Source organism: Pseudomonas sp. MT3, from assembly GCF_054720805.1.
Genome location: NZ_JBTVPY010000036.1, coordinates 1 through 13,169, shown reverse-complemented (window position 1 = coordinate 13,169; position 13,169 = coordinate 1). Strand labels below are relative to the sequence as shown.

14 protein-coding genes are annotated in these 13,169 nt (G+C 66.0%); 8 read left to right on the top strand and 6 right to left on the bottom strand.

What is annotated here, in order from left to right:
- Positions 1-27 precede the first annotated feature (27 nt).
- The 4 genes from ACYCAX_RS25555 to ACYCAX_RS25540 form a co-directional block, all read right to left on the bottom strand.
- Complete coding sequence (locus tag ACYCAX_RS25555) at positions 28-840, bottom strand: MlaA family lipoprotein (protein ID WP_294977393.1); 813 nt, start codon at positions 838-840, stop codon at positions 28-30.
- A gap of 3 nt (positions 841-843) precedes the next feature.
- The gene (locus ACYCAX_RS25550; protein WP_460249137.1) at positions 844-2,193 is read right to left on the bottom strand and encodes a serine/threonine protein kinase; all 1,350 of its coding nucleotides are present in this window, start codon (positions 2,191-2,193) and stop codon (positions 844-846) included.
- 87 nt (positions 2,194-2,280) lie between these two features.
- Positions 2,281-2,766 carry a GNAT family N-acetyltransferase gene (locus ACYCAX_RS25545; RefSeq protein WP_015478202.1) on the bottom strand — a complete coding sequence of 162 codons (486 nt, stop codon included), beginning with the start codon at positions 2,764-2,766 and terminating at the stop codon, positions 2,281-2,283.
- Between the two features lie 64 nt (positions 2,767-2,830).
- A complete protein-coding gene (locus ACYCAX_RS25540) occupies positions 2,831-3,394 on the bottom strand; it encodes a hypothetical protein (RefSeq protein WP_015478201.1) in 564 nt (187 codons plus the stop codon).
- A gap of 102 nt (positions 3,395-3,496) precedes the next feature.
- Between ACYCAX_RS25540 and ACYCAX_RS25535 the strand changes: the two genes are divergently transcribed.
- A complete protein-coding gene (locus ACYCAX_RS25535; RefSeq protein WP_294979104.1) occupies positions 3,497-3,862 on the top strand; it encodes a hypothetical protein in 366 nt (121 codons plus the stop codon).
- A gap of 1 nt (position 3,863) precedes the next feature.
- Here the strand turns inward: ACYCAX_RS25535 and ACYCAX_RS25530 are convergent, their stop codons facing one another.
- On the bottom strand, positions 3,864-5,447 hold the full coding sequence (locus tag ACYCAX_RS25530) for a glycoside hydrolase family 17 protein (RefSeq protein WP_460249136.1): 1,584 nt from the start codon (positions 5,445-5,447) through the stop codon (positions 3,864-3,866).
- A 78-nt stretch (positions 5,448-5,525) separates the two neighbouring features.
- Entirely contained in the window at positions 5,526-5,747 is a 222-nt protein-coding gene (locus ACYCAX_RS25525) for a DUF2061 domain-containing protein (protein ID WP_015478198.1), read from the bottom strand.
- A 283-nt stretch (positions 5,748-6,030) separates the two neighbouring features.
- Between ACYCAX_RS25525 and ACYCAX_RS25520 the strand changes: the two genes are divergently transcribed.
- The 7 genes from ACYCAX_RS25520 (at position 6,031) to ACYCAX_RS25490 (ending at position 12,971) form a co-directional block, all read left to right on the top strand.
- Positions 6,031-6,885: a glycine betaine ABC transporter substrate-binding protein gene (locus tag ACYCAX_RS25520; protein ID WP_294979097.1), complete on the top strand. Its 855-nt coding sequence runs from the start codon at positions 6,031-6,033 to the stop codon at positions 6,883-6,885.
- A gap of 223 nt (positions 6,886-7,108) precedes the next feature.
- Positions 7,109-7,420, top strand: coding sequence for a DUF485 domain-containing protein (locus ACYCAX_RS25515; RefSeq protein WP_015478196.1), 312 nt, complete (start codon positions 7,109-7,111; stop codon positions 7,418-7,420).
- Complete coding sequence (locus ACYCAX_RS25510) at positions 7,417-9,072, top strand: cation acetate symporter (RefSeq protein WP_015478195.1); 1,656 nt, start codon at positions 7,417-7,419, stop codon at positions 9,070-9,072. The genes ACYCAX_RS25515 and ACYCAX_RS25510 overlap by 4 nt, the downstream gene beginning before the upstream one ends.
- 75 nt (positions 9,073-9,147) lie before the next feature.
- Positions 9,148-10,935, top strand: coding sequence for a DUF294 nucleotidyltransferase-like domain-containing protein (locus ACYCAX_RS25505; RefSeq protein ID WP_460249135.1), 1,788 nt, complete (start codon positions 9,148-9,150; stop codon positions 10,933-10,935).
- On the top strand, positions 10,932-11,558 hold the full coding sequence (locus ACYCAX_RS25500; protein ID WP_460249134.1) for a 3'-5' exonuclease: 627 nt from the start codon (positions 10,932-10,934) through the stop codon (positions 11,556-11,558). The genes ACYCAX_RS25505 and ACYCAX_RS25500 overlap by 4 nt, the downstream gene beginning before the upstream one ends.
- A 174-nt stretch (positions 11,559-11,732) precedes the next feature.
- Complete coding sequence (locus ACYCAX_RS25495) at positions 11,733-12,032, top strand: hypothetical protein (protein ID WP_015478192.1); 300 nt, start codon at positions 11,733-11,735, stop codon at positions 12,030-12,032.
- A gap of 126 nt (positions 12,033-12,158) precedes the next feature.
- On the top strand, positions 12,159-12,971 hold the full coding sequence (locus tag ACYCAX_RS25490; protein ID WP_460249133.1) for an SDR family oxidoreductase: 813 nt from the start codon (positions 12,159-12,161) through the stop codon (positions 12,969-12,971).
- The last annotated feature ends 198 nt before the right edge of the window (positions 12,972-13,169 follow it).

Sequence of the window (13,169 nt, the reverse complement as noted above, 5' to 3'; positions counted from 1 at the left end):
CCGCCGCGAAAGGGCGGCGGTTCCGGGTCACTCCTGGATCTGCAGCTTGCGCGCTTCGGTGTAGACGTAGCGGAGCTTCTCGTACTCGAACGGGGAGTTCGTCTGGCCGTAGCGGAAGCCGGTGCTGTAGCGCTTGTCGACGATCTCCAGTACCGGCAGTTCCCAGTATTCGCGGCCGAGGCTGGAGACGTTGAGGTAGTCCACCTCGCGGACGGCCACGAAGTCGGTCACCAGGCCGCCGGTGTCGCGCAGGTTGGAGGGGCCGAGGATCGGCAGCATCAGGTACGGGCCCTCCGGTACGCCCCAGTAGCCCAGGGTCTGGCCGAAGTCCTCGCTGACTTTCGGCAGGCCCATCGCGGTGGCCGGGTCCCAGAAGCCGGCGATACCGAAGACGGTGTTGAACAGCAGCCGAGCGGTGCTGTTCGCCGCCCGTTCGGCCTTGAGCTGGGCCAGGCTGTTGAGCAGGGTCGGCACTTCGCCCAGGTTGCTGAAGAAGTTGCTCACGCCGGTGCGCACGAAGTGTGGGGTGACGTATTCGTAGCCGTGGACCACGGGGAGGAACACCCACTCGTCGAAGCGGTAGTTGAAGTGGTAGACGCGGCGGTTCCACGACTCCCAGGGGTCGTAGACGTTGAGCGCGTCCAGGGTGGCGCGCTCGAACTCGCGCTGGTCCAGGCCGGGGTTGAACTTCAGTGCGTCCATCGGGTGCTTGAAGCCGTCGGCCTGCGGCTGTTCGGAGAAGCCGTTGTCGCTGCCGGGAGCCGGCGTCGGCGTGTCGTCGGCCTGCGCCAGGCCGCAGCACAGCGCCAGGGCGAAAAGCCAGGAAGGGCGGAATGGCATGGGTCAGTTCCCTGTCTGCGCGGTTGCCAGGCCGGGGGCCTGCGCATCCTGTCCTTTGAAGAACGCCAGCATGTCCTGGGCGTTCACGCGGTAGTTGAGGTTGCCGCAGTGGCCGCCGAGCGGGTAGAGCGTCAGGCGGTCGCCGAAGGTGCGGCGCAGGAAACCGATGTCGCCCGGGCCGAGGATGACGTCGTCGGCGTTGTGCATCACGGCGATCTTCGGGCTGTCGTGCAGGTAGTCCTGCAAGGCGTAGAGGCTCACCTGGCCGATCAGCTGCGGCAGGCTGCCGCCGTCGTACCGGGCGCGCCACATGGGGATCAGCTGTTCGGTCATGTAGCACTCGAAATCGCACTGCATGGCGCGCTTGAAGAAGGGCTCCAGACTGGTGCCTTCCTTGATCGGGTAGTTCGGCGGGGTGATCAGCCCGCGACGGTTGATCAGGTCGGAGGTGAAGGCGATGTCGGCGGAGGAGAAACGGAACGTGGCGCCGATCAGCATGGCCATCTCTTCGTTGGAGAGATGCTGTCTGGACTGCTGCAGTTCGTAGAGGAAGGCGTCGTTGAGATCGACGTAGCCTTTCTGCTTGAAGTAGCGCGACAGCTTGCCCAGTACGACCTGGTAGAAGGTCTTGGAGTCGTCGATGCCTTTGACCCGGGTCTGCACCATCTTGTCCAGGTTGCTGACCGAGGTATAGAGGTTCACCGGCGGGTTGAGCAGCAGCACGTGCTTGAAGTTGAAGCTGCGGCGGGTTTCGTCGAGCTGGCTGACGAAGGCGGCGTGCAGGGCGCCAAGGCTGTAACCGGTGAGGTAGTACTCGCTGACCGGCAGGCTGGGGTGTTGCGCGCGCACCGCCTGCATCACCCGGTAAAGGTCATCGGCGTCGTCGGGCGTGTAGCCCGGCGTGGCCAGGCGCGAGGCGCCGGCCATGAAGTCCCAGCTGGTGGGCGAGGAGATCTGCACCACGTGGTAACCGGCGCCGTAGAACAGACGCTTGAGGTATTCCGGTGTGCTGCTGGCGTAATGCGCGCCGGTGCCGGCGATGATGAAGACCAGTGGCGCCTCGTGGTCCTGTTGGGCCAGGCGGTAGTGCAGCTTCTTCACCGGCCAGAAGTTCTCCGGCAACTGGTGCTCGCGTTCCGGGCGCAGTTTCAGGGCGTAGTCGGACTGGCGGATGTCGTCGTCGTTGGGCAACTGCGGGCGCAGGTCCGGCGGCGTCGTGGCGATGGTCGCCTCGAACGGGTTGGTCAGCGGGTAGCCGTAGTTGGCCTGGGCGACGTCGCGGCTGAACGCCGGCCCGGCGAGCCCCAGGGCGAGACAGCCGAGCAGAGCGGCCGCGCGTGAAAGACGTGTCATGGTGGGGAGAGTCCTTTCGGGAAAGAATCAACTCTTAGGGAAGCCGGCCATTATGACCAGCGCATTGCCTACAAGTGCGATGGGGCATCACGCCTTGTGGGCAAGGTCGCGCAGGGCGTCGCCAGTCAGTCGATAGACGGTCCATTCATCCTGTGGGTGCGCGCCCAGGCTGCGGTAGAAACCGATGGCGGGTTCGTTCCAGTCCAGCACGGACCATTCCAGGCGTCCGCAGCCGCGTTCCACGGCCAGCCGCGCCAGTTCCGTGAGCAGTGCCTTGCCCAGTCCGGCGCCACGGGCGGCGGGGCGCACGAACAGGTCTTCGAGGTAGATGCCCGGTTGGCTGAGCCAGGTGGAGTAGTTGTGGAAGAACAACGCGAACCCCTGCGGCTGGCCATCCACCTCGCCGATCAGTACTTCGGCGTAGGGCCGTGGGCCGAACAGGTGGTCGTGCATGCGCTGGGCGTCGGCCTTGACCTCATGGACGAGGCGCTCGTAGTCGGCGAGTTCGGTGATCAGCTCGAGAATCAGTGGGATGTCGGCGGGAACGGCGGGGCGGAGCGTGACGCGTGGCATGGGTGACACCTTGCAGAGTGGGATGCCCGAGGATGCCCCGTGGCCGAGGCCGCTGGCAACCGTTCTACAGGCGCTCCAGGCTTTCCACCCAGATCAGCTCGCAGGCGCCGGCACCGGTGTCCTCGCGGCTCAGCGAACTGACCCAGCGCCAGCCGTCGTCGCCCTCCACGCGCACCAGCTTGCCGCTCAGGCGGATGCGCTCGCCCTTGTCGACCTGCGCCAGGGCGCGGGCCACGCTGTCGTTGGCGGGGATCATGTGCATATTGGCGCTGTGGGTCTCGATGTCCCGGCGCGGGATCGGCATCGCGTCGGCGCGCCAGTGGTACCAGCGGTTGCCCTGGGTGATCCGGATGCCGGCGAGGACGTTCGGGTCGGCCATCGGTCCCCAGCCCAGGGCGAGGTCGGTGGGGGACAGCTCGGCCTCGCGGCCCAGGCGGTAGTCCTCGCGACCCAGTACCCGCGCTTCGAGGCTGAAGTCCTGTAGCGGGTAGACGGCGTAGCGTTCCACCCGGAAGCCGCCACCGGGCAGGGCGGCGCTCTGTGGTGGCGTATGGGAGCGTTCGCCGGGCCAGAGCCACCAGAAGCTGATGATCACGCAGGCCAGCAGGAACAGGTTCGATCGCTTCATCGCGGGCTCCGTCGCGTCGCGCCATGCAGGTGGGCGCAACGCCTCTTGCATCGGCCATTGCGCTGGTTATGCTGGGCGCCGTTTTCGCCCCGGAGAGGCGCCATGCCCCGTCGATTGCCTGTCATCGTGCTGTTGCTCGCGTTGTCGCTCTGGCTGGCGGCCAGCTACGGCGTGCGTTTCGGGTTGATGGAGGATAGCCGCTGGGTCGGGTTGTGCGCCGAACCGGCCAGCCGCTGGGAGTGCGCCGTGCGCGCGCAGTTCGGCTGGCTGATCCACTTTGGTGTCTTCGGCACGCTGGCGCTGGGCCTGTCGGCGCTGGCTTTCCTGGTGCCCGGCCGTACCGGCTGGTGGCTGGCGGTGCTGGGAATGTTCGCCGCGCTGCCGGCACTGGTGCTGTACAACGCCGGTCTTGCGGTGTTCGCCGTGGTGCTGGCCGGATTGCGCCTGGTGCGTGCGCGGCGCTCCTGACTCAACCGGCGTTCGCCCGTACGCCGCTCGCGAGCGGCAGGGGCTGTTGCAGTCCGCGGCAGAGCGCCCCGAGCAGCAGCAGGCTCACCGCCGCCCAGCCCAGCGCCTGCAGGTTGCTCGACCCCTCCAGCAGCAGTTGCGCCGGAAGGCCGAGGGCGATGATCAGGAGCAGCAGCAGGCATTCGCGGCGCGGCGCGTTGACCGGCCGGAACAGGTAGACCAGCGCCGGGAACAGCAGCGCAACGCTGGGGAAGCTGCGGTAGCGGGCATCGAACACCAGACCCAGCATCAGTACCGCGCCGGCGAAGCCGGTCGCCGCCAGCCAGAGCCCGGCGCGTTTCTCCAGCCAGTCGAAGGCGCCGGCGCGCCAGCCCTGGCGCGCGGACAGAGACAGGCTGAGGTGCGCCAGCACCAGCAGGTTCAGCCCGATCAGGCAGGCTGCCCATAGCCATTCGCCCCAGGCGCGGCTGGTCACCACCGCCAGCTCCGTCCACAGCGCGATACAGGCACCCGCCAGCGCGGCACCCAGGGGCAGCAGGAGCGCGGCGCGGGACGAGGCGGGGCGACCGCCCAGCAGCAGGCCGCCGGCCAGGATCAGCCCGGACAGGCCCAGCCACATCGGCCAGCCCGGCAGATTGCTGACTGGCCCGGCGAGTACGCCTTTCTCCTCGCGGTCGGCGCTGAACAGACCCCAGTAGCCGCCCACCGCGCCTTCGCTCCGGCGCTTCCAGGGCTGGTCGAACGCCTCGATCAGGTTGTAGTGCCAGCCCCGTTCCTCGGCCATGTGCACGAAGCCACGGATGAAGCGTGCCTCGTTGACCCGGCTGGGCACGGCGGTTTCGCGCTGGCGGCCTTCGCTGGGCCAACCGGTCTCGCCGATCAGGATGTCCTTGGGTGCGAACTCGCGGCCGAAGTCTTGGCGAATCTGCGCAACATGGGCGAGGGCGTCGTCGATGCCGGCGGGGCTGTCTTCCCAGTAAGGCAGCAGGTGGATGGTGATGAAGTCCACCGCCGGGGCGATCTCCGGGTGGCGGTGCCAGAACTCCCAGACGTCGGCGTAGGTCACCGGCTGGCGCACCTGGGCTTTCACCTTGTGGATAAGTCTGGCCAGGTAGCGCCCGGTGACTTCCTTGCGCAGCAGGGTTTCGTTGCCGACGATCACCGCCTGCACCACGTCCGGGTACTGGTTGGCCGCGTTGATCAGTGCCTGGACTTCTCGCTCGGTATCGACCGGACTGGCGTTGACCCAGGCGCCGAGCATCAGCTTCAGGCCATGCTTGCGGGCCAATGCCGGAATGCCTTCCAGGCCGGTCATGGAATAGGTGCGCACGCACTCGAAGCGCGTCGCCAGCAGGGCCAGGTCGGCGTCCATCTGCGCCGGGCGCAGGACGAAGGGCTGGTCGAAGGGCGACTGGTCCTTGGCGAAGGGGCTGTACGAGGCGCACTGCAGCTTGTGCGTGGGGGTCGCCGCGTCGGGCAGGCTCACAGGCTTGCCGAGGCCGTACCAGAACCCGCACAGGGCGAGGAGGGCGATCAGCAGGGCGAAACAATAGGGCAGGAGCGGAAAGCGTGGAGTCTGGGACATGGCGGCGAGGGCACGCGAACCGTGGCGAGGCGCGCATCTTAGCAATGCCGCCGGTCGGCGTCAGTGCCTGCGAAGGGCTCAGGCGTGACGGTGGATCCAGTTGCCGAGCGGTGCCGCGTCAGCCTTGTCGGCCTGCTCGAAGCGTTTCCAGAACTTCTCGTGGAAGTGGAAGCCCACGGCGTTGCACAACGGCTCGACGATCGCCAGCAGGCCACCCACCGCGATGCTGCCGGTCAGGGCATAGGCCACGCTGAAGGCGATGGTGAAGTGCATCAGGGTGAAGGTGACGGTCTTGAGCATGGCGGCTTCTCCGAGTTGAGAATGATTCTCCGTTGTGGAAAGGCTATCGTGGGGGGAACCCTGGCGGGTAATCGAGTCTCTGTATGGATGCGATAGACGCCACGCCCGTCGTGGATGGAATGGCACGGTCGTGGATGGACGGTTTCTGTCGCGGATCGGACGGCTTGGCGTCGCTCTCAGAGCAGTTCGCCATCAGCGGGCGCCGATCATGAAAGGGCGGCCAAGACCGCGAAATGCGCCGGGTTCGCCCGGACGCTCCGACAAAAAATACGGGGAGAAAACCATGCGAATGATGCGACGCCTGTTGGGCCTGGGCGCGGGACTGGCGCTGTCGGCTGCGGCGGGAATGGCGGCTGCGGCGGCCAAGCCGGAAGTCACGCTGGGCTATGTCGATGGCTGGTCGGACAGCGTGGCCACCACACACGTGGCCGCCGAGATCATGCGTGAGAAGCTCGGCTACCCGGTCAAGCTGATGCCGGTCGCGGCCGGCATCATGTGGCAGGGCGTGGCGCGCGGCAAACTCGACGCCATCCTCTCGGCCTGGCTGCCGGTCACCCACGGCGCCTACTACGACAAGATGAAGGACAAGGTGGTCAACCTGGGCGTGAACTATCCGGGGGCGAAGATCGGCCTGATCGTGCCCGAGTACGTGAAAGCCAACAGCATCGAGGACCTCAAGGCGCAGAAGGCCGATTTCGACGGCCGCATCGTCGGCATCGACGCCGGTGCCGGGGTGATGCTCAAGACCGATCAGGCGATCAAGGACTACGGCCTGGACTACAAGCTGGTGGCCAGTTCCGGCAGCGGCATGATCGCCGAGCTGACCCGTGCGGAGAACGACAAGAAGGCCGTGGCGGTGACCGGCTGGATTCCGCACTGGATGTTCGCCAAGTGGAAGCTGAAGTTCCTCGAAGACCCGAAGAAGGTCTACGGCGAAGAGGAACACGTCGACAGCGTCGCCAACCCGGCGCTGGAGAAGAAGGCGCCGGAAATCTGGGCCTTCCTGAAGAAATTCCAGTGGAAGGACGGCCAGGAAATCGGCGAGGTAATGCTCGCCGTACAGAACGGCGAAAAGCCGGACGTGGCCGCGAAAAAATGGGTGGAGGCGCATCCGGATCGCGTCAAGGAGTGGCTGTGATCGCCTAGCTCGCACCCTCGCGCGATACAGAAAAATCCCCCGTGAACGTTCCTGTTCGCGGGGGATTTTTTTATGCCGCAGCGTCTATTCCGGGCTTGTTCGTAAAAATCGCGAAATCGTTCCACCCCCGCTACGACTAAAGTCGTCTGGAGCCCTTGCAGCGCTCACCTAAATTAGGGATCGACGACATCCGCGTCATCCCCGCTGTGAGGACAAGAACAAAATGAACGACAGCATCTATCAGCGGATTGATACCAATCCGCGCTTCAAAGAGTTGGTGGCCAAGCGCGAGCGATTCGCCTGGCTGCTCTCCCTGGTCATGTTGGGCCTGTACGTGGTCTTCATCCTGCTGATCGCCTTCGAGCCGCAGTTGCTCGGCGCGAAGATCAGTGCCGATTCGTCCGTCACCTGGGGTATCCCCATGGGCGTCGGGCTGATCGTCTCCGCCTTCGTGCTCACCGGCATCTACGTGCGCCGTGCGAACGGTGAATTCGACCGCCTGAACCAGGAAATCCTCAAGGAGGCCCAGCAATGAAAGGCCGAATTTCTGCGGCCCTCGCTCTGGCCGCGTTCGCACCCGCAATCTGGGCTGACGCCCTTACCGGCGAGGTACAGCGCCAGCCGCTGAACGTCTCCGCCATCGTCATGTTCGTCGCCTTCGTAGGCCTGACCCTGTGCATCACCTACTGGGCTTCCAAGCGCAGCAAGTCCGCTGCTGATTTCTACACCGCCGGCGGCAGCATCACCGGCTTCCAGAACGGCCTGGCGATCGCCGGCGACTACATGTCCGCCGCATCCTTCCTCGGCATTTCCGCGCTGGTGTTCACCTCCGGCTACGACGGCCTGATCTACTCCATCGGCTTCCTGGTCGGCTGGCCGATCATCCTCTTCCTGATCGCCGAACGCCTGCGCAACCTGGGCAAGTACACCTTCGCCGACGTGGCGTCCTACCGCCTCAAGCAGAAGGACATCCGCACCCTGTCCGCCTGCGGTTCGCTGGTGGTCGTGGCCTTCTACCTGATCGCGCAGATGGTCGGCGCCGGCAAGCTGATCGAGCTGCTGTTCGGCCTGAACTACCACGTCGCGGTGGTCATGGTCGGCATCCTGATGGTGCTCTACGTGCTGTTCGGCGGCATGCTGGCGACCACCTGGGTGCAGATCATCAAGGCCGTGCTGCTGCTCGCCGGCGCCACCTTCATGGCGATCATGGTGCTCAAGCACGTCAACTTCGACATCAGCACCCTGTTCTCCGAAGCCATCAAGGTCCACCCGAAGGGCGAGTCCATCATGAGCCCCGGCGGCCTGGTGAAGGACCCGATCTCGGCGTTCTCCCTGGGCTTCGCGCTGATGTTCGGCACCGCCGGCCTGCCGCACATCCTGATGCGCTTCTTCACCGTCGGTGATGCCAAGGAAGCCCGCAAGTCGGTGTTCTTCGCCACCGGCTTCATCGGCTACTTCTATATCCTGACCTTCATCATCGGCTTCGGCGCGATCCTGCTGGTCAGCACCAATCCTGACTTCAAGGATGCCACCGGCGCCCTGCTGGGCGGCAACAACATGGCGGCCGTGCACCTGGCCGATGCCGTGGGCGGCAGCCTGTTCCTGGGCTTCATCTCCGCCGTGGCCTTCGCCACCATCCTCGCGGTGGTTGCCGGCCTGACCCTGGCCGGTGCCTCGGCCGTGTCCCACGACCTGTATGCCAGCGTGCTGAAGAACGGCAAGGCCAACGAGAAGGATGAGCTGCGCGTATCGAAGATCACCACCGTCTGCCTCGGCGTGGTGGCGATCATCCTCGGCATCCTGTTCGAGAAGCAGAACATCGCCTTCATGGTCGGCCTGGCCTTCTCCATCGCCGCCAGCTGCAACTTCCCGGTGCTGCTGCTCTCCATGTACTGGAAGAAACTGACCACCCGCGGCGCCATGATCGGCGGCTGGATGGGCCTGATCACCGCGGTGGTGCTGATGATCCTCGGCCCGACCATCTGGGTGCAGATCCTCGGCCACGAGAAGCCCATCTACCCGTTCGAATACCCGGCGCTGTTCTCGATGGCCGTGGCCTTCATCGGTATCTGGTTCTTCTCCATCACCGACAAGTCCGCTGCGGCCGACGAAGAGCGCGCGCGCTTCTTCCCGCAGTTCATCCGCTCGCAGACCGGCCTGGGTGCCAGTGGCGCCGTCGCCCACTGATCGCCTGAGCTAACCTGCCGGGGCCGGGGGTGGCAACACCTCCGGCCCCGCTGCTTTGAGACGGGGGCTTCCGGGATGTCCGATTTCAACTTCGCCCTGCCGCCATTCGACCAGTTGCGCCCCCACGAGCGCGAGCAACTGCGCGACGCGCTGAGCGTGGGCTACTACACGGTCGACGAGGTACTGCTGGACGCCGGCGCGGCGGTGCCTTGCCTGTTCATCCTGCTCAAGGGTGTGATCGAGGAGCGCGGCGAGGACGGCAGGCTGTTCGCCCAGTACGCCGCCGAGGACCTGTTCGACGTGCGCGGGCTGTTCTCCGGCAGCAGCAAGCACCGCTACCAGGCGGTGGAAGAGAGCATCGTCTACGAGTTGCCGGCGGAGGTCTTCCACCAGCTCTGCGCGAGCAACCCCGAATTCGCCCGTTTCTTCCGCGCGGACCTTGCCGGCAAGCGCCAGCTGGAGCGCCGCGACGGGCAGAACCTGGCCGAGTTCATCCTTACCCGCATCGCCCGCGAACACCTGCTGCCGGCCATCGAAGTAGAGCCGGCACTGCCCCTGGGCGACGCCGCGCGTCTGCAACTCAGCCGTGGCGCCGACGCGCTGCTGGTGCGTGAGGACGGTGCGCTGGGGATCGTCACCCGCACCGACCTGATGGTCGCGCACTTCCGCGACGGCCGCAGCGAAGCCGAACCCATCGGTCCGCTGGCGCACCGGCCGCTGGCGAGCGTCGAGCTGGGCGATTTCCTGTTCGACGCCATGATTCTGATGACCCGCCAGCGCATCGAGCGCGTGGCGGTCTGCGAGGCGGGCAGGGTGGTCGGGTTGCTGCACCTGACCCAGGTGCTCAGCCTGTTCTCCACCCATTCCCACGTGCTGGCGCTGCGCATCGCCCGGGCCGACAGCGAGACGGAGCTGCGCGCGGCGGCGGAAACCCTGCACACGCTGATCGCCACCCTGGCCGGCAACGGCATCCGCCTGCGCTTCATCATGCAACTGGTCAGTGCGCTCAACGAGCAGTTGCTGGAGCGCCTGTTCGAACTGCAGATCCCGCCGGCGCTGCGGGGCAGGTGCTGCCTGATGGTGATGGGCAGCGAAGGCCGCGCCGAGCAGTTGCTCAAGACCGACCAGGACAACGCCCTGATTCTCGCCGACGACCTGCCGGTGGAGCAGGGCCTGCAATTGATGCAGCGCTTTTCGGCGGCGCTGCTGGCGTTCGGTTATCCGCCGTGCCCCGGCGGCGTGATGGCCAGCCGGCCTGAGTGGTGCAAGCCGTTGTCGGAGTGGCAGCGCGAGCTGCGCGAGTTGCCGCTGCAGGGGCGCCCGGAACAGTTGATGCGCCTGTCGATCCTCACCGATGCCTGGCCGGTGGCCGGCAACCTGCGGTTGTTCGAGGGCCTGCGCGGCAGCCTGAACGCCCTGGCCGGCGACGACAGCCGCTGGCTGAGCGACCTGGCATTGCCGGCCTTGCAGTTCGATACGCCGCTGACCTTCCTCGGCCAGCTCAAGACCCAGGATGCACGCCTGGACATCAAGCGCGGCGGCATCTTCCCCATCGTCCACGGCGCCCGCTCCCTGGCGCTGCGCGAGGGGCTGGAGGAGCGCGGAACCCTGGCGCGCCTGTCGGCACTCAAGGCGCTCGGTGTGCTGGAGGCGTCGCTGGCGGACAATCTGGTCGAGTCCTTCGAGTTGTTCCTGCAACTGCGTCTGCGCCAGCAACTGGACGGCGAGCGCGACGGACGCCAGCAGGGGCTCGACGTCTCGCGCCTGAGCCGCCACGAGCGTGACCTGCTGCGCTATGGCCTGCACGTGGTGAAGAAGTTCAAGCAGAGCCTGATCCGGCACTTCCACCTGGAGACCCGATGAACGCGTGCGCCCGCCTTCCCGATCACCGCTGGTCCGTCTGGCGCCGACGCCTGTACTGGTGGCGCCACGACCCGGCGGACGCCGAGGAGCTGGTCTCGCTGGACCTGGAGACCACCAGCCTCGATCCGCGCAAGGCCGACATCCTCAGCATCGGCGCGGTGCGGATCCGGCGCGGCAAGCTGATCCTCGGCGAACGCCTGGAACTGCTGGTGGAGCCGCCGCCGAGCCTGGACGGCGAGTCCATCCGCATCCACAAGCTGCGCCGCACCGATCTCGAAGGCCAACTGCCGCTGGCGGAGGCGCTGCGCCGGGTGCAGGCGTTCATCGGCGATCGTCCGTTGCTCGGCTATTACCTGTCCTTCGACGTCGCCGTGCTGCGCCGGCACCTGCGCGAGCAACTCGGCGCGCGCCTGGACAACCCGCGGGTGGAGGTTTCCGAGCTGTACCACCGCAAGATGAGCCGGCGCTTTCCCGACCTGCACCTGGACCTGCGTTTCGACACCCTGGCGCGCCACCTGGATATTCCGGTGGAAGGCCGGCATACCGCCATCGGCGATGCACTCACCGCCGCGCTGATGTTCCTGCGCCTGCGCAAGGGCTCGCTGCCGCGCCACCTGGGCTGAACCGCGACCGCCCCTCGATGGTGCAGCCCGGGTGTGAAGGCCGACGCTGTGCGTGATGTCACGCCATCGGTGAGACCTGGGAACGGCCCAAGGGCCACAGGGTGATTCGTCGCACAGCCCTGGCCGTGATGGCGTACTAACATAACGGACCTTTGCCGTTATGGAGTCGAAAGGATGCCGGGTGTCGTACTGGTCGTACTGGGAGTGCTGTGGTTGGTCGTCCAGTGTGGCGTGGGCCTGCTGCCGCTGGCGGATGCCATATCGCTGGAGCCGGTCAGCCAGCCCGAGCGCTTCTGGCAGTTCGCGTTCCTCGGTCCCTCCATTCCCCTGGCCCTGGGGGTGTTCCTGCTGCGCTATCGCGTGCGGCGTTTCGTCGAGCTCAAGCACGAGAGCGTCAACTGCGCCGCCTATCTGCTGGTGTGCGCCGGGACTGCCCTGGTGCTCGGCAAGCTCTGCGCCTTGCTGATCGGTTGAGAGCTGCGACGACGGTTTGCCGGGGGCATTCAGCACCCTGATGTCGCCGCCGGGCCGGCGGGCCTTGGTTACACTTGGCTCACTGTCCTGAACCTCTCTCCCGAACAAGAAAAGGCAAACCTCCCCATGCAGAACCGCATCATGATCACCGGCGCCGGTTCCGGCCTCGGCCGCGAAATCGCCCTGCGCTGGGCCCGCGAGGGCTGGAAGCTGGCCCTGGCCGACGTCAACGAAGCGGGCCTGGCCGAAACCCTGAAACTCGTGCGCGAGGCTGGCGGCGACGGTTTCACCCAGCGCTGCGACGTGCGCGACTATAGCCAGCTGACCCAGCTGGCGCAGTCCTGCGAAGAAAAACTCGGTGGCATCGACATCATCGTCAACAATGCCGGCGTGGCCTCCGGCGGCTTCTTCAGCGAGCTGTCGCTGGAGGACTGGGACTGGCAGATCTCGATCAACCTGATGGGCGTGGTCAAGGGTTGCAAGGCCTTCCTGCCGCTGCTGGAGCAGAGCAAGGGCCGGATCATCAACATCGCCTCGATGGCTGCGCTGATGCAAGGCCCGGCGATGAGCAACTACAACGTCGCCAAGGCCGGCGTGGTGGCGCTCTCGGAAAGCCTGCTGGCCGAGCTGAGCCTGGTGGACGTGAAGGTCCACGTGGTCTGCCCGTCGTTCTTCCAGACCAACCTGCTGGATTCCTTCCGCGGCCCCAGCCCGGAAATGAAGAGCCAGGTCGGCAAGCTGCTGGAAAGCTCGCCCATCAGCGCCGCCGAGATCGCCGACTACATCCACCATGAAGTCGCCCGCGATGTCTTCATGATCCTGCCCCACGAGCAGGGCCGCATGGCCTGGCAGATCAAGCAGCAGAACCCGCAGGCGATCTACGACGAAATGGCGAAGATGGCGGAGAAGATGCAGGCCAAGCGCCGCACGCCCGCATGATCGACGGCGGCTTCCCGCCCCCTTTCGGTGCAGTGAAAGAGGGGCTTGCCCAGTCCGGTGCAACGGGTTAGTTTTACTCACCGGCCTGCCTGGCTGAAGTACGTTGGACCCCGGTGAAAGCCCCGCGAATGTCGTGGGGCTTTTGCTTTTCCGGTGTCCCGTCCTGAATAAGGTTTACACCTTCGCCCTTATTTTCAG